Annotated in this window: 15 protein-coding genes; 7 read left to right on the forward strand and 8 right to left on the reverse strand. The window is 65.1% G+C overall.

Annotation, left to right across the window (positions count from 1 at the left end; all coding sequences use genetic code 11):
- Positions 1 to 158 precede the first annotated feature (158 nt).
- The 6 genes from L1P05_RS04450 to L1P05_RS04475 all read right to left on the reverse strand — a co-directional run bounded on the left by L1P05_RS04450 (position 159) and on the right by L1P05_RS04475 (position 5,793).
- A complete protein-coding gene (locus L1P05_RS04450; protein ID WP_012847768.1) occupies positions 159 to 1,073 on the reverse strand; it encodes a metallophosphoesterase in 915 nt (304 codons plus the stop codon).
- Positions 1,073 to 1,921 carry a carbohydrate ABC transporter permease gene (locus tag L1P05_RS04455; RefSeq protein WP_012847769.1) on the reverse strand — a complete coding sequence of 283 codons (849 nt, stop codon included), beginning with the start codon at positions 1,919 to 1,921 and terminating at the stop codon, positions 1,073 to 1,075. The genes L1P05_RS04450 and L1P05_RS04455 overlap by 1 nt, the downstream gene beginning before the upstream one ends.
- Positions 1,918 to 2,811 carry a carbohydrate ABC transporter permease gene (locus tag L1P05_RS04460; protein ID WP_012847770.1) on the reverse strand — a complete coding sequence of 298 codons (894 nt, stop codon included), beginning with the start codon at positions 2,809 to 2,811 and terminating at the stop codon, positions 1,918 to 1,920. Before L1P05_RS04460 ends, L1P05_RS04455 begins: the two co-directional genes overlap by 4 nt.
- A 12-nt stretch (positions 2,812 to 2,823) precedes the next feature.
- On the reverse strand, positions 2,824 to 4,098 hold the full coding sequence (locus L1P05_RS04465) for an ABC transporter substrate-binding protein (protein ID WP_012847771.1): 1,275 nt from the start codon (positions 4,096 to 4,098) through the stop codon (positions 2,824 to 2,826).
- A gap of 30 nt (positions 4,099 to 4,128) precedes the next feature.
- A complete protein-coding gene (locus L1P05_RS04470; protein WP_012847772.1) occupies positions 4,129 to 5,226 on the reverse strand; it encodes an ABC transporter ATP-binding protein in 1,098 nt (365 codons plus the stop codon).
- A 156-nt stretch (positions 5,227 to 5,382) separates the two neighbouring features.
- Positions 5,383 to 5,793 (reverse strand): hypothetical protein, encoded by a 411-nt coding sequence (locus tag L1P05_RS04475; protein WP_012847773.1) that lies wholly within the window; start codon positions 5,791 to 5,793, stop codon positions 5,383 to 5,385.
- 560 nt (positions 5,794 to 6,353) lie between these two features.
- Here L1P05_RS04475 and L1P05_RS04480 point away from each other — a divergent pair.
- The 5 genes from L1P05_RS04480 to L1P05_RS04500 all read left to right on the forward strand — a co-directional run bounded on the left by L1P05_RS04480 (position 6,354) and on the right by L1P05_RS04500 (position 17,786).
- Positions 6,354 to 8,033, forward strand: a complete 1,680-nt coding sequence (locus L1P05_RS04480) for a ShlB/FhaC/HecB family hemolysin secretion/activation protein (protein ID WP_012847775.1) — start codon at positions 6,354 to 6,356, stop codon at positions 8,031 to 8,033.
- A 42-nt stretch (positions 8,034 to 8,075) separates the two neighbouring features.
- Positions 8,076 to 12,917 (forward strand): hemagglutinin repeat-containing protein, encoded by a 4,842-nt coding sequence (locus L1P05_RS04485; RefSeq protein ID WP_012847776.1) that lies wholly within the window; start codon positions 8,076 to 8,078, stop codon positions 12,915 to 12,917.
- 337 nt (positions 12,918 to 13,254) lie between these two features.
- Positions 13,255 to 14,418: a serine hydrolase gene (locus L1P05_RS04490; protein WP_012847777.1), complete on the forward strand. Its 1,164-nt coding sequence runs from the start codon at positions 13,255 to 13,257 to the stop codon at positions 14,416 to 14,418.
- Positions 14,419 to 14,647: 229 nt separating this feature from the next.
- Positions 14,648 to 16,945 (forward strand): formate C-acetyltransferase, encoded by a 2,298-nt coding sequence (locus L1P05_RS04495; RefSeq protein WP_012847778.1) that lies wholly within the window; start codon positions 14,648 to 14,650, stop codon positions 16,943 to 16,945.
- Positions 16,911 to 17,786: a [formate-C-acetyltransferase]-activating enzyme gene (locus L1P05_RS04500; protein ID WP_015683278.1), complete on the forward strand. Its 876-nt coding sequence runs from the start codon at positions 16,911 to 16,913 to the stop codon at positions 17,784 to 17,786. Before L1P05_RS04495 ends, L1P05_RS04500 begins: the two co-directional genes overlap by 35 nt.
- Positions 17,787 to 17,803: 17 nt before the next feature.
- Here the strand turns inward: L1P05_RS04500 and L1P05_RS04505 are convergent, their stop codons facing one another.
- Positions 17,804 to 18,631, reverse strand: a complete 828-nt coding sequence (locus L1P05_RS04505) for a helix-turn-helix transcriptional regulator (protein ID WP_012847780.1) — start codon at positions 18,629 to 18,631, stop codon at positions 17,804 to 17,806.
- Between the two features lie 220 nt (positions 18,632 to 18,851).
- Between L1P05_RS04505 and nfsB the strand changes: the two genes are divergently transcribed.
- Positions 18,852 to 19,505 carry an oxygen-insensitive NAD(P)H nitroreductase gene (nfsB, locus tag L1P05_RS04510; RefSeq protein WP_012847781.1) on the forward strand — a complete coding sequence of 218 codons (654 nt, stop codon included), beginning with the start codon at positions 18,852 to 18,854 and terminating at the stop codon, positions 19,503 to 19,505.
- Between the two features lie 173 nt (positions 19,506 to 19,678).
- Positions 19,679 to 20,167 carry a hypothetical protein gene (locus L1P05_RS04515; protein WP_012847782.1) on the forward strand — a complete coding sequence of 163 codons (489 nt, stop codon included), beginning with the start codon at positions 19,679 to 19,681 and terminating at the stop codon, positions 20,165 to 20,167.
- 45 nt (positions 20,168 to 20,212) lie between these two features.
- Here L1P05_RS04515 and murQ read toward each other — a convergent pair whose 3' ends face one another.
- Entirely contained in the window at positions 20,213 to 21,121 is a 909-nt protein-coding gene (gene murQ / locus L1P05_RS04520) for an N-acetylmuramic acid 6-phosphate etherase (protein ID WP_041692579.1), read from the reverse strand.
- Positions 21,122 to 21,243: the final 122 nt, after the last annotated feature.

Consider the following 21,243-nt stretch of genomic DNA (forward strand, 5'->3'; position numbering starts at 1 on the left):
GTCGATCCTGCCCGTGCGGATCGGCGGGCCGCCGCGGGCGGCATCTCCCCCCGGGCTTTTCTCTCGTTCGTCTCCCCCTTTCCCAGGCGGCGCCTTGGTTGCCCAATCGCGCCGCTGCCCCCGCTCTCGGCTTACCGCAAGCCCTCGGTAGTCTGTGCTCACAGCGTTAGCCGTCGGCTGGGCTCCGGGCCGAATCCGCGCAGCGTCAGGCGAGTCCCGTTCAGCTCTGCGATGGCGAAAGGCGCGGCGTCGGCGCCGTCGACCATGCCGCACAGGGTGATGAAGTCGGTGTGCTCCCGGCGCAGATAGCCTCCGCGGTGATCGTGCCCGCTGAAGCAGGCGCGCACCCGATAATGGCACAGCAGCTGACTGACGACGGCGTGGTTCCACAGGCTGTGGCGGGTTTCCTGCGCCAGGGGGAAGTGGCAGAAGACCAGAACCGTTTCCGCCCGCCGCCGCGCCGCGTTCAGCTGCCGGTGCAGCCAGGTCAGCTGGGACGCGCCGAGGGCGCCATTCCAGGGCTGCGCCTGCGTCGCCCCGCGCTGGACCAGCTGCGCCAGCAGGCGCTGCGCCCGGCACAGATCGTCGCCCGCGGCGCACAGGCTGAGGTCATTGCCATCCAGGATTAACAGCCGTATGCCCGGCAGCGTCACGGCGTAATAGTGCTTGGGCAGGGCGAGGGGCGGCTGCGCCGCGCTCAGGTGAGCGGCAAGCGCGACGGCGTCATGGTTACCGCTGACGATCAGATGGGGATGGCGCAGGGCGCGGTAGCGGGCCAGCAGCGCGGGATAGTCACGCCAGTGGCGATCGACCAGATCGCCCAGCGTGGCGACAAAGGCCAGCGGCTGTCGGTTAACGCTGGCGATGGCGCGATCAAGCTTATGCAGACTGTGGCGATAATAGCGCTCCCCGTCGGGGGGCGCGTCGGCGTATTGGGGATCGGCCAACAGGCCGAAGCGCAGGGGCTCCCCCGCGCGGAGCTGGATCGATGGCGGTCGGTATAGCGCGGCGGCCAGCCCTAGGCGCCGTCGCTGGGGCTGACTGAGCAGGGGAGGCATCGCATCGCGGCGCATCAGCGGATCCCCGCGCGCATAAAGGATTGCACAAAACGGCGCTGGCACAGCAGGAATAATAGCAGCAGCGGCAGGGTCGTCATCAGGGTTGCGGCGCCGATCAGCGCCCACTGTATGCCCTGCTCGGGAGCGGAAAAGAGCTGCAGGCCGACGGTGAGCGGGCGGGCGTGCAGGGAGTCGGTGATCACCAGAGGCCAGAGAAAGTCATTCCAGTGAAAGCTGACGGACACCAGGGTAAAGGCGACGTAGACCGGCGTCGCCAGCGGGACGTAAATGCGCCACAGAATGCAGGCTCGGCTGGCACCCTCGATGATGGCCGCCTCCTCCAGCGCCAGCGGGATCCCCTTAAAGGTCTGGCGCAGCAGGAAGATCGCGAACGCCGAGGCAAAGTAGGGTAGCGCGATGCCCCACAGGGTATCACGCAGCCCAAGGGCGCTGATGGTCTGGTAGTTGTTCAGGATCAGGACATCCGGACTGATCATCAGCTGTAGCAGGATCAGGGCAAACAGCAGCCCGGCGCCGCGCGGCGCCATCCGCACCAGGGCCCAGGCCGCCAGCGTGGCCAGCAGCAGCTGGACGCTGACGATCAGGGAGACCTGCAGGGCCGTATTGATGAAATAACGGCCAAAGGGGGCCGCGTGCCAGGCGGCGCGAAAGTTCTCCAGCGTCAGGGGGGCGCTCGGCGAGAAACTGCTCTGTTCGGCCGCCGGGTGCAGGGCGACCCAGGCGGCGACCAGCACCGGCAGCAGCCAGAGCAGGGCGCCGATCCAGATCAGCAGCGTGACGGCGCGGCGGCCCAGCGCATATGCCCGCGGGCGGTAGGATAACGGCAGCGTGAGGGTGCTCATTGGTACCAGGCTCTCCTGTCCAGCAGGGTGAATTTCATCAGCGTCAGCGTGGCGAGGATCGCCAGCAGGACGACGGTCATCGCGGCCGCATAGGGCAGATCCCAATAGCTGAACGCGGTGCGGTAGATATAGAACAGCAGTAGGCTGGTGCTATTGTCCGGCCCGCCGTTGGTCATGGCGATCACCTGATCCGCCAGGCGAAAGGCATTCATGGAGGCGTTGATCAGCACAAACAGGGTGGTGGGCATCAGCAGGGGCCACTGCACCCGCCGAAAGAAGGTCAGCCGCGAGGCGCCTTCGATGGCGGCCGCTTCGCTCAGGCGCGGATCGATCTGCTGCAGCGCCGCCAGATAGAAGATCATAAAGAAGCCCGCTTCGCGCCATACCGAAACCGCCATCAGGCAGTACAGGGCGCTATCGGGATCGCCCAGCCAGTTCAGCGGGGCGCAGCCCAGCAGCGCCAGCGCGCGGTTGAGCAGCCCCAGCTGCGGCGTATAGAAAAACAGCCACAGGTTGGCGATAGCGACCATCGGCAGCAGCGACGGCAGAAAAAAGGCCGTGCGGATGAGCGCGCTGCCGCGGGCGCGGCGATTGACCGCCAGCGCCATGGCCAGCGCCAGTCCCACCGCCAGCGGAATGGTCAGCAGGGCGTAGCGCAGGTTGTTGTACAGCGACTGTATAAAGGTATCGTCCTGCCACAGGGCGCGATAGTGCTCTAGCGTGGCGCCGCCGCCGGGGGCGGCGCTGAGCAGGCTATCGCGCAGCGCAGCCAGCGCGGGGTAGTGGGTAAACAGCACCAGCGGCACCAGCGCCGGCAACAGCAGAAGATAGCCGTATACCTGGCGCTGCAGTCCAGCGCGGCGGGCCGGCGAAACGTGGGTATTCATCATCCGCCGCTCCGTTTACGGGTAGCGCTGCAGCAGGCGATCGGCCTGGCGCTGGGCGTCAGCAAGGGCCTGCTGGGGGCTTTTCCCGCCGGTGACGGCGGCTTCGACGGCTCGGTTGAGCAACTCCTGCACCTGTACGCTGCGGTAGGTGGAGAGCTCCGGCTGGGAGTATTGGAGCTGATCGCGGGCGACCGTGGCCTGGGGGAACTGCTGTACATAGCGCTGCATGGCCTCGGTCTGCCAGGCGGCCGGCGAGGTGGCGACATAGCCGGTGGCGATGCTCCAGCGCGCCGCCTGCGCCGGGGCGGAGAGCCAGCGGATAAAGCGCAGGGCCGCCTGGCGCTGCGCCGTGCTTGCCTGGCTGAACAGGTACAGGTTGCCGCCGCCGGTGGGGCTGCCGCGCCCGGTATTGGCCGGCAGCATGGCGACGCCGAAGGGGAATTTGGCGCTATCGCGCACCGTCGCCAGGTTGCCGGTGGTGGTCACCATCATCGCCGTCTTGCCATCGATAAAGTCCTGCGGCGTCGAGCCCCAGTGAATGGCGCCCGGCGGTGAGATGGCGTGCTGTCGCGCCAGATCGTGCAGCCAGCTGAGCGCCTCTCGGTTGGCGGCGGTATCAAAGGTGACGGCGGTGCCGCGGCGGTTGTCCAGCGTCCCCCCGTTGGTGGCGGCGATAGCCTGGAAGGTCCAGTAGCCTATCGGCGTTGACGGGATCTCTATTCCCCACTGGCGCACCTGATTACCTTCGCGCAGGGTCAGGCGGCGGCCAAACGACTCCACCTCTCGCCAGCTCTGGGGCGGGTGCTCGGGATCCAGCCCCGCCTGGGCGAACGCCTGTTTATTCCAATACAGCACGACGGTAGAGCGTTGAAACGGGATGCCGTAGACCTTGCCGTCGATGCGGCGAATAAAGGCCGGATAGAAGCTGTCCAGCCAGGCCTGTCCCGCCGCGTCATCGACCAGATCGCTGATGGGGGCGATGGCGCCGGCCTCCTTCAGCGAGTAGACCTCGATATCGCCGATCACCGCCAGCTGGGGCGGGTTGCCGCCGCGAAAGGCGGTCAGTGCCTTGGTGACCGTGGTGGCATAGTCGCCGGTGTAGACCGGCTGAATGCGGATGTCGGGATGCTGCTGTTCAAAGTCGGCGACCAGGGCGTCGACGGTCTGGCTAACCTTGCCGCCGACGGCGATGGGGTAGTACATCTGGAGGGTCACCGGGGCCGCGCTGGCTACGCAGGCGGTCAGGGCCAGTAGGCTGGCCGCGGCGTACCGGGGCAGAGATCGTCGCATGACATTTTCCTTATGAGAGCAGAGAACGGATTAACGGGCGGCGTGAAGGGCAACCCGGGGTAAAAACGGCTGTTCAGCGTCGCGGCAGCGCGCACCGCTGTCACGGTGAAATAGATACTGGGCCTGGCGCGGCCAGCTTAGGCCGACGGCGCTGCCGGGGCTGACGCGGCGCAGCCCGCTCATGCTGACGGTGAGCTCGCCGCCGCACTCCAGCGCACACTGCAGCCAGGTATCGGCGCCCATATATTCGACGGCGCTGATCCGGGCGTCGGCTTTACCGGCGCCCAGGGCGGTCAGGGTCAGGTTTTCGGCGCGCAGCCCCAGCGTCAGCGCCGTCTGGCCATCATCGGCGCAGATGGGCTGGTGGCCCAGGCAATGCCAGCCGCTGCGGCGGCGCAGGGGCAGCAGATTCATCGGCGGTGCGCCGATAAATCGGGCGGCAAAGCTGCTGGCGGGATCGTGATAGAGGTTTTCCGGACTGTCGTGCTGGACGATGGCCCCCTCGTGCAGCAGGATGACGCGATCGGCCATGCTCATGGCCTCCAGCTGATCGTGGGTGACGTACAGCACCGTCAGCCCCAGGCGCTGCTGCAGGGTACGGATCTCGCGGCGCATGGTCTGGCGCAGCCGGGCGTCCAGATTGGAGAGCGGCTCATCCATCAGACACAGTCGGCGGCGGGCGATGACGGCCCGCCCCAGGGCGACCCGCTGCTGCTGCCCGCCGGAGAGCTGCGCGGGCAGGCGATCGAGCAGGGTATCCAGCTCCAGCAGGGCGCTGACCTCGGCCAGGCGGCTGGCGAAGTGACGTTTCTCCTCATGGCGCGCCCGCAGTCCGAACAGCAGGTTTTCACGGACGCTGAGGTGGGGAAACAGGGCGTAGGATTGGAACACCATCGACAGCTGACGCTGCGCCGGCGGCAGGTGTTCCACCGGCTCGCCGCGCAGGCGGATGGTGCCGCTATCGGCCTGATCCAGGCCGGCCAGGGTGCGCAGCAGGGTGGTTTTTCCACAGCCCGACGGGCCGAGAAGGGCGACAAACTCCCCTTCGCGGACGGAGAAGCTGATGTCGCGTAGGGCGGTTTTATCTCCCCAGGCTTTATGAATATGGTGCAGCGTCAGGTAGCTCATGGCGTTAGCTCGTCAGGAAAGGCGTGGCTTAAGCCTGCCAGCGGAGCATGTCAGTTTCATGAAGGGAATATAACGCGGTGATGACGGTAGAGCGCCCGCACGGGGGCGCTCTGTCGACGCGGGGAGGCGCTCCCCTGGCGCCGGGTGGAGAGGGGATTAGGCGCGAGCCTCCAGCATATCGACCCACTGGGTCAGCGGCACGATGGCGCCGGGGCGGTAGGTAAGCTGCAGGGCGCTCAGCAGGCGCACCAGATGGCTTTGCACCGCCGGCAGGTTTTCGCGGACGTGGGGAACCACCAGAATATACTGCTCCAGCCAGCACTGCAGATTTTCGGCAAAGCCGCTGTTAAAATGCGCCAGCCACTGTTCGATGGCCTGCGGATTACGCTGCAGGGCCCGGCTGACCTGCTCCTGACTTTCGCTGACCGGAAAGACGAGGGTGCGCATCAGATTGAGCGCGTCGTCGCGATCGACCACCCGCAGCACGATAGCCGATGCGGCGTCGGGCAGCGCTTCTCCCGCAGCGGAATAGGCTCCGGGTGCTGACAGCGTAGCTGACTGAACCATGATAACTCTCCTTGAGAATATGAATATACTGGTTGATGACGGTATCCGTCACGGATCTGTTATCAAGATTAGCGCATCCTTTGTAGGGTTACCCGTCGTCATATCACACTGACATAAGGGAATAAGCGGAGAGCGTCTCCCGCACCGCGGACGCTTATTTCTCTGGCGTCGTATTCGGCGCTGCGCCGCCGGGCTAGTGCCCCAAAATATCCCCGTATTTCAGGGCGCAAGCGAGCACGACAAATAGCGCACCAGCCTTCTTTTGATGATATTCAGCCTATTTCGTCTTTCCTAAATCAAATTACTTATGATTCATTCTTTGAACGCAATCCATTGCCTATATCCACGGCGAGCGGCGCAGCACAATGTTTCGCAAAATAGACGGATGGATAGCGATGTAATTATCAATTTGATTAGATTTGTATTGATTTATATTACAAATTGAGATTAATCTTAAAAACAGATTAGAAAGGATTAACTTTACGATGTTTTTTCGCCGTTCCATGCAGGGAAGATAACGATAACTCCACCGACAGTTTGCCGTCGCCCGGGGGAATAATATGAATAAAAAAACGCCTTTCTGCCTGCTATGGGTAACGCTCTGGGGGATGTCGTGCGGCGCGAGCGCCGCGCCGTTCTGGGACAATACGCCGACCGATGAGTCGCGGCGCGCGCTGCAGAACAGCGCACGCGAAGTCAATTCACTGCTGGAGCAGCAGAGCCTTCAGCGTCTGGAGAAGCAGCGCCAGGCGCGCCCCTCCGCCGCCGCGCCGGCCCAACTGCGTGAGGACACCTCCTGTCTGCCGATCGACGGCGTCTATTTAACCGGGATCACGCTGTTATCCCTGCGCGATCTCCGGGCGCTGGACCCTTTGCCGACGCACTGTATCCGCAGCCGCGACGTCAATCATCTCGCGAAACAGCTGACCGCCCTGTATCTGGAGAAGGGCTATATCACCGCCCGGGTCCAGTTTTTACGCCCCAATGCGCGCGGCGAGCTGGGCGTGCGGGTGACCGAAGGGTTTATCGAGCGTATCGAGGGGGGCGATCGGGGGGTGAATCGGCGCTGGCTGTTTCCCGGTGCGGTCGGTAAACCGCTGCGTCTGGCCTCTCTGGATCAGGGGCTGGATCAGGCCAACCGGCTGCGCTCTAACCACGTCAGCATGGATATTCTGCCCGGGGAGCGCGTCGGCGGGTCGGTGATCCGCCTGTACAACCGGCGGGAGCGCCCCTGGCAGGTCAGCGGCTCGCTGGACAACTACGGCCAGCAAAGCACCGGGGAGTGGGTGGCGCGCGGCAGCGCAACGCTGGACAGCCCGCTGGGGCTCTCCGACTTTGTCAGCCTGAGCGCATCGACCACGCTGGCCCAGCCCTCGGCGCGCTACAGCCGTGCCTACATGCTGTTTTACTCACTGCCCTACGGCGATCTGACCTTCAGCGGCTTCGCCAGCTTCTCGGACTATCAGATGCATCAGTCGCTGCCGCATATCCGCATCCTGCTGGACGGACAGGCCAGTCAGTATGGCCTGCGCGGCGATGCGGTGCTGCAGCGCAGTCAGCGTCAAATCAACACGCTGGGCGTTCAGCTGACCTATAAGCGCATCCGCAGCTATCTGCAGGATGATCTGCTGCGGGTCAGCAGCCCGACCCTGAGCGTGGCGGAGCTGGGCCTCAGCCACCTGCATATATTGTCCGGCGGCGTCGCCACGGGCAACCTCAGCGTGGAGCGGGGGCTGTCCATTTTGGGCGCCGATCGCGGGCGCCAGCGCACCGGCGCCGAGGCGCAGTACACCAAGCTGAAGCTCTCCGCCGGTGTGAGTCAGCGGGTTACGCTGGCCGACGATGTCTATCTGTTCAACGCCCAGTGGTATGGGCAATACAGTCGGGATCCGCTGCCGGGCGTTGAGTGGGTCAGCCTCACGGAGCGCAGCGCCGTGCGTGGATTCAAGCGGGGCACGCTGTCGGCGGATAACGGGTGGTATTGGCAGAACACGCTGTCGCGTCCCCTACGCTGGCGGGCGTTCACCGTGACGCCGCGCATCGGTCTGGACGTGGGCCGCGTGCTGTCGAACGCGGGAGATCAGGGATGGCAGAGTGGCGTAGGCGCCGTTGCCGGCGTAACGCTGAGTAGCGCCTCCGCGCAGCTTGATATTGAGGTCGGGCGCGCCAGGGCGATTTCAAATAATAACTTTCCGAGTCAATCGACCCAGCTATTAACACGATTTTCTTATTCCTTTTAACTCGGCTTCGGCGCCCGCGGGCGCTGATATGAGGTAACCTCTATGGCATATCAACATTTTAAACTCTCTTCGGCGGGGCGCTTGGCGACCATCATCGCCATCTCCTTTGTCGCCTGCAGCAGCTTTGCCGGCAATATTGTGCCGGACGGCGGCGCGCTGGGCCCCGGCGTGGCGACGGCGCCCAGCGGTGCCCAAGTAGTCAATATCGTCACGCCGACGGACCGGGGGCTGTCCCATAACCAGTATCAGGATTTTAACGTTAACCGCCCCGGCGCGGTGTTCAACAACGCCCTGACGGGGGGCGAATCTCAGCTGGCCGGCGCGCTGGCGGCCAACCCGAATCTGCACGGACAGAGCGCCAGCGTGATCCTAAACGAGGTGATCAGTCGTAATCCCTCGCTGCTGCTGGGGCAGCAAGAGGTGTTCGGCATGGCGGCGGACTATGTGCTGGCTAACCCCAACGGCATCACCTGCGACGGCTGCGGCTTTATCAATACGACCCGCTCAGCGCTGGTGGTGGGGAATCCGCTGGTGGAAGGCGGGGCGCTCAGCGCCTATTCGACCCTGAACAATGATAACCGTCTGCAGATCGGCACGGGTGGGCTGTCGACGAACAGCGTGCTGGATCTGGTGGCGCCGCGCATTGAGAGCGTCGGTGCGGTCAGCGCCCGCGAGATCAACGCCGTCAGCGGCAATAATCGCCTGACGCGCGATCTCCGCCAGATCGATGCGGGGGTCAATGGCACGGCGCTAGACAGCTACTACCTGGGCAGTATGCAGGCCGGGCGCATCCGCATCATCAACACCGCCGCCGGCAGCGGGGTGAAGCTGGCGGGCACGCTGCACGCGGATCAGGACATTTCGGTCGCGGCGAAGGATCGTCTGACCCTGCAGTCCGCGGAGCTGCGCGGCGGAGATATCTCGCTGCAGGCGGGCGCGCTGCGCGCCGAGGGCACCCTGTCCCAGCGCGATGAGCAGCGGGAGGGGAAGGATAATTACCAGAACTACCGCGGTGGGATCAACGTCAGCGATAGCCGCCGGGAGCAGAGCTATCGGCGCACGGTGCTCAGCGGCAAGAACCTGACCCTGGTGGCGGCGCAGAGCACCCACCTGACCGCCACGGATATCAGCGGCGATGATGTGACGATCGCCGGCGGGGAGGTGCTGCTGGATGGCGCCTCGCTGACGCAGGAGCAGAAGCAGACCGATAACCGCTGGTTCTACTCTTGGCAGCACGATGAAACGCGCAGCGACAGCCAGCAGCGTGCGGTGGCGGGGCGTATCGATGCCCGTCATAACGCCAGCCTCAGTGCGACGCACGGCGATCTGCGGCTGCAGGGCAGCGAGGTCAGCGCCGGCCACGATCTGCGCCTGAAGGCGAAGGGGGACGTGGCGCTGAGCGGTATACAAGAGCGCGATGAGCATCAGCTGACGGGGTATAAGCGCAACGAGGGCGCCGCGCTGAACAGCGGGCGCTGGAGTCAGCGCAGCAGCGAGGAGCGCCTGCATCAGACGCGCCTGCGCGCCGGGCACGATCTGAGCCTGGAGGCCGGCGGCGATCTCAGCGCCCAGGCGGCGCAGATCCGGGCGGATAACGACGCCGGGATCGCGGCGGCCGGGAAGGTTAACCTGACGGTGCAGAACGTCGCCAACCGTAAGACGGAGATCGACAACCACACCTACTGGGGCGGGATCGGCGGCGGCGGTGAGCGAGACAACAATCATAGCCAGGAGCGCAGCCAGGCCAGCGAGGTCGAGAGCGGCGGCCAGCTGACGATCTCCGCCGGGCAGGATGTGACGATCAGCGGCAGCCGAGCGCACGGTGGGCGCGGCGGCGTGGTGCAGTCCCAGCGCGGCGATGTGATCATCGATCGGGTGGTGAACACGACCCATGAGCAGGATAACAGCCGCCGCGGCGGCGCCTTTAACATCACCACCGCCTCGGAGAAGCGCACCGAGAGCCATGACCAGGTGCGCGGCAGTCAGCTGGCGTCGGACGTGAACCTGCGGGTGGAGAGCGCCCGCGATATTCAGGTCAACGGCAGCCGGGTGGAGAGCGACGGCAAGCTGGCGCTGCAGGCCGGGGGCCGGGTCGATGTCGCGGCGGCGGCCGGCGTGGATACGCTGGAGAAAGAGAGTACCTCGCTGCAGGTGACGGCGTACGCCAAGGCGCAGGGGGATAAACAGTATCGCGCCGGGGTAGGCATTGAGCACACCGCTCAGCAGGAGGAGAGCCGCAGCGTGACGCACCGGGGCAGCCAGCTCCGCGGCGGCAGCGTAGAGGTGACGGCGGGAGATGACGTGGTGTTTAGCGGCGCGCACCTGCAGGCCGATGCGGGCGATGCACAGATCAGCGGTAAGAACGTCGCCTTCGTGAGCGCCGAGGAGAGCAAAACCAGCCATACCCGCCAGACGCAGGCGGGGGGCGGAGCGTACTACACCGCCGGCATCGATAAGGCCGGCAGCGGCTATGAGGGACACTACAGCCACAGCGATACGCAAAACGAGCAGGTGCGGGCGCAGGGCAGCAGCAGCAGCGTCAGCGGTAATCTGACCATTACGGCGACGGATAAGCTGACGCAGCAGGGGGCGCACCACCAGGCCGGTGGCGTCTACCGGGAGCAGGCCGCCAGCGTAGAGCATTTGGAGGCCAATAACCGCGATAGCAGCCGCAGCCAACGTACCCAGGTCCACGGCGAAGCGGGCGTTAGCGTCGACTACAGCGCGGTGACCCGCCCGCTGGAAGGGGCGGTGAAGAAAGGCGCCAGCCTGGATGCCAACGGCGTAGTTAATGAGATTGGTACCATCGGCAAGCCGAATCTGGGGATCGATGTCGCCGCCGACGGGGGCACCCATACGCAGAGCAGCAGCGATACCCAGGCGCAGACCACCCAGATCCAGGCGGGTGCCATTCAGGTTACGGCGCGCGACGAGGTGCATGACCGGGGGACGCAGTACCGGGCGACCGACGGCGGGGTCAGCCTGCGGGCAGATAGCCACCGCTTTGACGCCGCCAGCGACAGCCATCGTGGTCAGACGGACGACGTTAACGGCGGTGCGAGCCTGCGCGTCTACACCACGACCGGCAAGGATATCGGCGGTGCTGCCCGTGGACAGGGCGAGAATCGCAGCGGCCAGGAGCAGTCCGTGACGGCACAGGCTGGTAAGGTGCAGGCGGCGAACGGCATTGATATTCAGCTGGGACAGGAGGGGCGCTATCAGGGAACGGCGCTGGACGGCGGTCATGGCAAGGTACAGCTCAACAGCGGCGGCGATCTGCAGCTGGAGCAGGCGACGGACAGCCACAGCGTCAGCCACGCCGGCTATGATGCCCACGCCCGTCTCAGCGGCGATATGAGCGGCAGCAACAGCGGCAGCGCGGCGCTGGGCGGCGGGCAGGATAACGGCCAGCAGAGTGAAACGCAGGCGCATACGGCGCAGGTCCGCGCCGACGGCGGTGTGACCCTGAACAGCGCAGGCTCCCTGACGCTGCAGGGCACAGAGGTCAGCAGCCAAGGGGACGTTACCCTCAAGGCCGGAGAAAAGCTGGATCTGCGTCAGGCGAACTCAGCGCGCAGCCAGCAGGGCAGCGTGTGGTCTGGCGAGCTGAGCGGCGGCGCAAGCAGCGGCAGCAGCGACAGCGCCAATAGCCGGGGAGGCTCGGTGGGGGCCAAAGCCAAGGTGGCGATGCAGCATGAGCAGCAGAGCACGGCGCAAGGCGCGCGCGTCAGCGGTGCCAACGTCACCCTGAGCGCCGGCGCGCAGGATAGCGATGCGCTGCATCTGCAGGGGGCGCAGGTCACGGGGCACGATGTAGCGCTGAACGCGCAGCAGGGTGGGATCGTGCTGGAGTCGGCCAGCAGCGGCCAAGAGAAAAACAATTGGGGCGTCGATGCCTCGGGCGGTCTGTCCGGTCGTCAGAGCGTGAGCAAGGACGCGCAGGGGCAGGCCGATCCGGCCAGCCGGCAGAATCGCCATACCCTGAATACGGGGCTGAAGGTGGCGGTCGATCGGCAGACGCAGACGACGCAGCAAAACAGCCAAATCCATGCCGATAACCAGGTCACGCTATCCAGCCAAGGGGATACGTCGCTGGCCGGCGCGCGGGTCGATGCGCAGCGCATCGGCGGCGAGGTGGGCGGCGATCTGCGTCTGGAGAGCCGTCAGGACAGCGAGCGCAGTACGCAGGTTAACGCCGGGCTGACCTTCAGCCACAGCAATGATGAGGGGGCCAGCAAGACGGCAAAGCTGTCCAAAATCGCGACGCCGCACCTCGCCGGCAAGGTACAGAGTAAGCTGGAGGGCGCCATCGACAAGGTCAGCGATAAGGTGAGCGACGAATATAACGGTGCGGTACGCCGTTTGGATAAACGCCAGGACACCACCGGCAGCGTCGGCTTTAACAAGGCGAACGAGACGGTGACGCTGCCGGAGACGCTGACCGGTGAGAAGCCGCAGGGGGCGCTGTGGGATCGCGCGGCGCGCAGCGCCGGTAACGGGGTGAAATCATCGCTGACCGGTGCACCCGGTGCGCAGGGATCGCTGCAGGCCGAGGGCAAGCGAGTCGATAACCTAGCGGTGACGCAGCAGTCCGGAATCGCCGGCCAGCAGGGGGTTACGCTGCGGGTGAACGGGGAGACCGACCTGACCGGCGCGACGATCGAGAGCGCGGCGGGGAAGGTCGATCTGAGCGGCAGCCGCGTAGTGCAGCGCGATCTGGCGGGACACCGTTATCAGGGCAGCGGTAAAGGCGCGCTTCCGCTGAGCGTCGGTGGATTGACGGAGGTGGCCAACAAGCTGGTCACTCAGAGCGAACTGCCCCTGAGCGTCTCGACGGAGAGCCATCCGGAGAGCAGCCAGAGCGGGGTTCACAGCAAACAGTAAGCCGTCAGCGGCACAGGGTACACCGGATAGCGGCGACGCTATCCGCCATCAGCGGCGGCCTACGGGCCGCCGTTTTTCTTATTCGCGCGGCGTTCGTCCGGCGCGCACACCGCGTGCGCTCCGGACATTATTATTTTTTTGCATTATTAGCATTGCGTACGCCTCTCCGCGGTTTTTATTACAAATATCACCGACTGAATTGTTTTTTTTACATTTATTGACGCTATGGCGAGCGGCTTTTGTTAAGAATAGCCGCGCCCTCCCCCCTCTGCGCGGGCGGGCGGCGCGGCATGACAGATGCCCGCGCGCAACGTCGATATCTGAATGAGGAAACGCTTTGAATACAGTTGCCAAAATCCCGCTGGCCCTCTTACTGCTTGCCGGCGCCGCCCAGGCACAGATGGCCTTTCCTCTGGTGCCGCCCCATATCGATGCCGCATCCTGGGTACTGATGGATGCCCAGACCGGCCAGATCCTGGCCGCCGGCAACCCGGATGCCCGGCGTAACCCGGCCAGCCTGACCAAGCTGATGACCAACTACGTGGTGGAACAGGCGCTGGATCAGGGACGGATCGGGCTAAACGATCGCGTGTCGATCGGCGACGACGCCTGGGCGACCCGCAATCCGCTGTTTAAGGGATCGTCGCTGATGTTCCTCAAGCCGGGGGATCGCGCGACGGTCAGCGATCTGATCCGCGGGATCATCATTGACTCCGGCAACGACGCCTGCGTTGCCCTGTCTGACTATGTCAGCGGGGATCAGGCCGATTTTGTCCGCCAGATGAACGCCGACGTCAGCGCGCTGCACCTGCAGAATACCCACTTTGAAACGGTGCACGGCCTGGATGCGCCCGGGCAGTACAGCAGCGCGCGCGATCTGGCGCTGCTGGCCCGCGCCATCATTACCCATGAGCAGCCCTACTACCATTTTTATGCGGAAAAGAGCCTGAGCTGGAACGGGGTGACCCAGAACAACCGTAACGGGCTGCTGTGGGATCAGGATCTGCACGTGGACGGGATGAAGACCGGCCACACCGCCAGCGCCGGCTTCAATCTGGTGGCCACCAGCGTTGACGCCCGCGGCCAGCGTCTGATCGCCGTGGTGATGGGGGCCGACAGCAGCCGAGGACGAGAGCAGCAGGCAAAGAAACTGCTGCTGTGGGGCGAGCGTAACTTTGAGACCGTGCAGCTGGCGGCCAGCGATAGCGCGGTGACCCGTCAGCAGGTGCGCTATGGCCAGCAGCAGACCGTGGCGCTGGGCAACCCGCAGAATATTTACTACACCCTGCCGAAGGGCGAACTGCGCGACGTGAAGGTGGAGTACACCCTGAGCCATGACTATCTGAAGGCGCCGCTGGCCAAGGGCGAGGTCGTCGGGCAGGTGGACTACCTGTACGGCGGTAGGAAGATCGGCAGCTATGCGCTGCGCACGCTCTCCCCGGTCGCCGAGGCCGGCTGGTTCTCCCGTCTGGAGGACTATATCGCGATTAAGATCGGCTGAAGGGGCATAGACGAGACCACCGTGGTCTGCGCGGCGGTCACCGCCGCCGCTGCCAATGTGCCAATATGCCAATAGTTGAGGCAGATCCCATTTTTACCAGCAGCATACAAAAATCCAGTAAATGAGGCTTTTCTCTCCTGTCGGCGCGCGCGCCGATTGCCTATTGTGAGCGCAGATTGCCCGCACCCGCGGGCGTGCCGTATCTGCATCCGTCTGCAAGGAGATCGCTATGCCAAACCGTATCCCGCGTTTAAAGGCCGCGCTGTTCGCCCAGCCTCGGGCTATCTCTCTGGAGCGGGCGCTGCTGTATACCGCCAGCCACCGGCAGACGGAGGGGGAGCCGGTGATCGTGCGCCGCGCCCTGGCGACCGCCCATATTCTGGATAACGTGGCGATCGCCATCCGCGAGGATGAGATCCTGGTCGGCAACCGCACCGTGCAGCCGCGCGCTGGCATCATCTCCCCGGAGATGGACCCCTACTGGCTGCTGGCGGAGCTGGAGACCTTTTCCCAGCGGCCGCAGGATCGCTTTGAGATCGACGAGCAGGATAAACGCCTGTACCGCGAGACGCTCTATCCTTACTGGGCGGGGCGCTCGATGAAGGACTTTATCAACGCGCAGATGACGGAGGCGGTGCGGCGCGCCGCCGCTAGCCAGATCTTTAGCATCAACCAGACCGATAAAGGGCAGGGGCATATCATTATTGACTACCCGCACCTGCTGCAGCACGGCCTGTCGGCTCTGATCGCCCGCCTGGATGCGCATTGCCGCCGGGCGCCGCACAGCGACTTTTACCGGGCCGCGCTGCTGGTGATGCGGGCGGCGCAGCGCCATATTCTGCGCTATGCGACGCTGGCGGAGGCGATGGCCGCCGCGTGCGGCGACGCGATGCGGCGCGCGGAGCTGCTGCAGATTGCGGCGATATCGCGCCATAATGCCAGCGAGGCACCGCAGGATTTCCGTCAGGCCTGCCAGCTGTTCTGGTTCTTCAACGTGATCCTGCAGTATGAGTCCAACGCCAGCTCGTTGTCCCTGGGGCGCTTTGACCAGTATATGCTGCCGTTTTATCAGGCCTCTCTGGCGCAGGGCGAGAGCGCGTCGCAGCTGCAGACGCTGCTGGCGGCGCTGTGGGTGAAGTGTAACGATGTGGTGCTGCTGCGCTCCAGCGGCAGCGCGCGCTATTTTGCCGGTTTCCCGACCGGCTATACTGCCCTGCTGGGCGGCCTGAGCGCCACCGGGCGCAGCGCGGTCAACCCGCTCTCCTTCGCCTGTCTGGCGGCGTACCAGGATGTTTGCCTGCCGCAGCCCAACCTGGGAGTGCGCATCAACGAGCTGATCGATCGGGCGTTTCTACTCAAGAGTGCCGAAACCATTCGCCTCGGCACCGGTATTCCGCAAATCTTCAACGACGAGGTGGTGGTGCCGGCCTTCCTCAACCGCGGCGTGTCGCTAGAGGATGCCCGGGACTATGCGGTGGTCGGCTGCGTCGAGCTCTCGATTCCCGGCAAGACCTACGGGCTGCACGATATCGCCATGTTTAACCTGCTCAAGGTGATGGAGCTGGTGCTGCTGGATAACGAGGGTAATGCCGCCCTGAGCTACGCGGATTTGCTGGCGCAGATCCGCGAACGCATCCGTCACTATATTCGGCTGATGGTCGAGGGCAGTAATATCTGCGATATCGGCCACCGCGACTGGGCGCCGGTGCCGCTGCTCTCCGCCTTTATCAGCGACTGTCTCGACAAGGGTCGCGATATCACCGACGGCGGCGCCCGCTACAATTTTTCCGGGGTGCAGGGGATCGGTATCGCCAACCTGAGCGATTCGCTGCACGCCCTGCGCGGCATGGTGTTTGAGCAGCGGCGCCTCAGCTTTGATCAGCTGCTGGCGCAGCTGAAGGCCAACTTCGCGACGCCCGACGGCGCGCAGATCCGCGCCCGGCTGATCAACCGCTTCGAGAAATACGGTAACGATATCGATAGTGTGGACGATATCAGCGCCGATCTGCTGCGTTTTTACTGTAAAGAGGTGGAAAAATACCGGAATCCGCGCGGTGGACAGTTTACGCCCGGCTCCTACACTGTCTCTGCGCACATTCCCCTGGGGGCGGTGGTCGGGGCGACGCCGGACGGGCGGCTGGCCGGCGAGCAGCTGGCCGACGGCGGCCTGTCACCGATGCTCGGTCAGGACAGTCAGGGGCCGACGGCGGTGCTCAAGTCGGTCAGTAAACTGGATAACTACCTGCTCTCCAACGGTACGCTGCTGAACGTGAAGTTTACCCCGGCGACGCTGGCGGGCGAGGCGGGGCTGAATAAGCTGGCCGATTTTCTGCACGCCTTCAGCAAACTGAAGCTGCAGCATATCCAGTTTAACGTGGTCAGCGCCGAGACCCTGCGCGCGGCGCAGCGACGCCCGCAGGAGTACGCCGGGCTGGTGGTGCGCGTCGCGGGCTACAGCGCCTTTTTCGTTGAGCTGTCGCAGGAGATCCAGGATGACATCATCCGCCGTACCGCCCACCAGCTGTGAGGCGGCCCGCGCCGCCGGGGAGACGGCGTGCATCTTCAACGTACAGCGCTATTCGCTGAACGACGGGCACGGGATCCGCAGCGTGGTCTTTTTTAAGGGCTGTCCGCACCGCTGTCCGTGGTGCGCCAACCCGGAGTCGATCTCCCCCGCGCCGCAGACGGTGCGCCGCGAGCAGCGGTGTCTGCACTGTACCCCCTGTCTGAACGACGCCGATGAGTGTCCCTCTGGCGCCATGGAGCGTATTGGCCGGACCGTTACCCTGGCGCAGCTGGAGGCGGAGGTGATGAAGGACGTCGTCTTTTTCCGCAGCTCCGGCGGCGGGGTGACGCTCTCCGGCGGCGAGGTGCTGCTGCAGGCGGCCTTTGCCACCCGCTTTCTGACGCGCCTGCGTCGGCTGGGCGTGCACTGCGCGCTGGAGACGGCGGGGGATGGGCCCGCCTCGCGGCTGCTGCCGTTGGCCAGCCTGTGCGATGAGGTGCTGTTCGATCTCAAGATCATGGATGCCGAGCGCTCGGCGCGGCTGCTGCGCCTGAATCTGCCGCGGGCGCTGGATAACCTGCGCCTGCTGCGTCAGCGCGGGATCCGGGGGATCCCGCGGCTGCCGCTGATCCCCGGCTATACCCTATCGCAGGAGAATCTGCGGCGGGCGCTTGAGGCGCTGGCGCCGCTGGGGATCGACGAGCTGCACCTGCTGCCGTTTCACCGCTACGGCGAAGGCAAGTACCGGCTGCTCGGCCAGCGCTGGGCGATGCAGGCGACGCCGGCGCCGACGTCGGCGCAGATAGCCCCGCTGCAGGCCATGGCCGAGGCGGCGGGCTATCGGGTGAAGATCGGCGGCTAATCGGCGCGGCGCCACCGCTATGGTGAAGGGCTCTGGCTGTGGTACTGGCGGCGATATTCGCTCGGCGTGCGTTCGGTACGCTGGCGGAACAGGCGGCAAAAGTAGTTACTGTCGTCGTAGCCGCAGGCGTGGGCGATCGCCTTGATGGTCATCTCATACTCTTTGAGCAGCGTCTTGGCCTGTTCAAGGCGAACGTGATTCAGATAGTGGTTAAAGCCGCCGCCGTCGGCGCGCTGAAACAGCTGTGAGAGGTAGTTGGGCGTAATGTGAAAGCGCCGGGCGACGGCGTCGCGGCTCAGGGCGTCCATGTAGTGGTCGTCGATATAGTCGCGAATGGCGTTTAACAGCGCCTGGCGGTGCGGCGCGGTGCGCAGGTGGCCCGCCAGCAGGTCGCTACAGTGGCTGAGCAGCGCGCTGACGGTCAGGCGCGCGGTCGCCTGGGCGGCGGGCTGCATGGCCTGTTCATTCAGCGCCTGCAGCAGAAAGGTGCCGGTGCGCGGCCCGCGTCGGGCGATCTGGGTCTGCTGCCGACGCTGGAGCTGCGCACCATCCCACTGCCACAGGGTCAGGACGATCCGCTGCTTGGCAAACAGCAGACTCAGCAGCGTAGCCTCCTCGTCGCCCGTGATCTGACGCTGTTCCCCGCTGGGCAGGTAGAGCACATCGCCGCACCGCTGGCGATAGGCGCGCCCGTGCTCATCGCGGCGCAGCAGGCTCCCGGCGATGACGATCTCCAGGCGCGGCGCCTGCGCGGGCGCCGCGAGGGCGCTGGCGAACAGAACCTCTCCCAGCGCCAGGCTTGCCTCCCGCAGGCGGGCAAGCGTCGGGGCTATCTCCAGAGACATCGGCTTTCTCCATGGGCACACGCCGGTGGACGGGGGACCGACCGGATCCTCGCTGATTATCCGTTGCGCCACGGCGGGAGGCAAGCCCGCCGCGGCAGGAGGATGACCGCCAGGATTGTCCTTGCTGGCGGCGGAATAAACAGGATAGTCTGAACGCCATCCCGCGGCGGATCAGGGCGCCAGGGGGGTCATCATTCGTTCAACCAGCAGGAGTCTCTCGATGGATATCATTTCAGCGGCGCTATCGCGCTACTCAACCAAGGTTTTTGACGCCGAGCGGAAAATCAGCCGCGGCGATCTCGACAGCGTCAAGGCGCTGCTGCGCTTGAGCCCCTCCAGCACCAACTCCCAGCCGTGGCACTTTATTCTGGCGGGCAGCGATGCCGGTAAGGCGCGCGTTGCCAACGCGACGGTGGGCACCTATGAGTTCAACCGACGTAAGGTGCTGGAGGCATCGCACGTCGTGGTCTTCTGCGCGAAAACGGAGATAGATGAAGCCTATCTGCAGCGTCTGCTGCTGCAGGAGCAGGCCGATGGCCGCTTTGCGACGCCGCAGGCGATGGAGGCGCAGCATAAAGGACGCGCCTACTTTGCCTCCCTGCACCGCGATACGCTGCAGGATGCCGGGCAGTGGATGGCCAAGCAGGTCTACCTTAACCTGGGGAACTTTTTGCTGGGGCTGGCGGCGCTGAATATCGACGCCGTGCCGATCGAAGGGTTTGACAGCGCCGCGCTGGATGCCGAATTCGACCTGCCGCAGCAGGGGCTGACCAGCGTGGCGCTGGTGGCGCTGGGCTACCGCAGCGCAGAGGACTTTAACGCCGCGCTGCCCAAGTCCCGTCTGCCGCTGTCAGCGATCCTGACCGAGTGCTGAGACGCCTTTCCCCGCCCCTGCCGCCGTGGGGAGCGGGCGCCCCGGGTGACATTTTCGTCGCTGCGCCTTTTTGTCAGACATTTCCCCCACCGAGAGGACAGCGACAGACAATCGCGCTATAACGGAGAGAATAGCGCCTCGTCGAGGCGTCTGATGGGATAAGGGGAAGACCAATGAAAGCGATCGCAATTCCGGGCAAGGTGCCCGCAACCCAAGAGTGGATAGCCGAGGTGGCACACGCGCTGCACGTGCCTGCGCTGGATCTGCAGGTGCACCGTTTCGCCGCCTGGCAGCAGCCACAGGCGGCGTTTGATCTGCAGGCCGAGCTGGCGCATATGCCGCACGGCCAGTGCGACCTGCTGCTGGCCAAGTCTATCGGTACGCTGGCCTGTGTTCTGACGCCGGCGCTGCAGGGGCGCCAGACCGTCTTCATCGGCGTGGCGCTCTCCCTGTATAACGAGGAGCAGCGCCGGGCGCTGCAGGCGCTGACCGCCCGCCAGCGGGTGCTGATTATCCAGCAGGAGGCCGATCCCTTCGGATCCTATGCGGCGTTGGCCCAGCTGGTGGGTGAGACGGCGCAGTGCCGCTGCGTTGCCGGAAACGATCATCTGTATAGCGATATCGAGGCGTTGGGGCGGATTATCCGCGCCTGGCTGCAGTAGTCTCTCGGTCCGCGCCGGCGTCTGCGGCGCGGGCTGCGCGTGGATTCAGGCCGAGCGCTCATTCAGCGCCGGGCGGATAAAGCCCCGGTGTCGGTCGAGCAGCGCCTGCGCCTCGGCGGCCGACAGGCCGGTCAGCACCATTACGATGGCGGTTTTACACTGCCGCTGGCTGTGCTCCAGCGCCGCAACGGCGGTGGCGCGATCGCACTCTCCGGCCTCCATCACAATACGGATTTGGCGCTCGACCAGCTTGGCGTTGGTCGCCTCTACGTCCACCATCAGGTTGCCATAGACCTTTCCACTGCGGATCATCGCCGCGCTGCTCAGCATATTCAGGATCATTTTCTGCGCCGTTCCCGCCTTCATCCGCGAGGATCCGGTAATCACCTCGGGGCCGACGATCGGCGTCAGGAGGATATCGGCCAGCGGCGACATCGGGCTGTCCGGGTTACAGCTCAGCGCAACGGTGGTCGCCCCGACGTCGCGGGCGTAGCGCAGGGCGCCCAGGACATAGGGGGTGCGCCCGCTGGCGGCGATACCGACCACCACGTCGCGGGACGACAGCGCCAGGCGCTGCAGATCGTCCTGCGCCGCCTGCGGGTTGTCCTCCGCATTCTCTACCGCCTGCAAAATAGCCCGCTGTCCGCCGGCGATCACGCCGATCACCTGCTCCGCCGGGGTGCCAAAGGTGGGGGGACACTCGCTGGCGTCCAGGATCCCCAGGCGCCCCGAGGTGCCGGCGCCGCAGTAGATCAGCCGTCCCTGACGCGCAAAGGCGGCGCTGACGGCATCCACCGCCTGGGCTATCTGCGGCAGGATACGCGCAATGGCCGGGGCGACCTTACTGTCCTCGGCGTTGATCAGGGTCAGAATGTCCAGGGTGGACAGGGTATCGATGGCGGCGCTGGCCGGGTTACGGCGTTCGGTCATCATGGCGTCAAGGTTCAGGCTCATGGCATCCTCTTTCTGGCTGTAGGTAGCGCGGCGCAGACGGCCGGCGCCGCGGTGACACAGCATAGCACCGTTGGGAGAGGTCAGCGTTATCGCACATGATAACGCGCCGCGTCGGGTTATAA

Source organism: Edwardsiella piscicida (assembly GCF_021733145.1).
GTDB lineage: Bacteria > Pseudomonadota > Gammaproteobacteria > Enterobacterales > Enterobacteriaceae > Edwardsiella > Edwardsiella piscicida.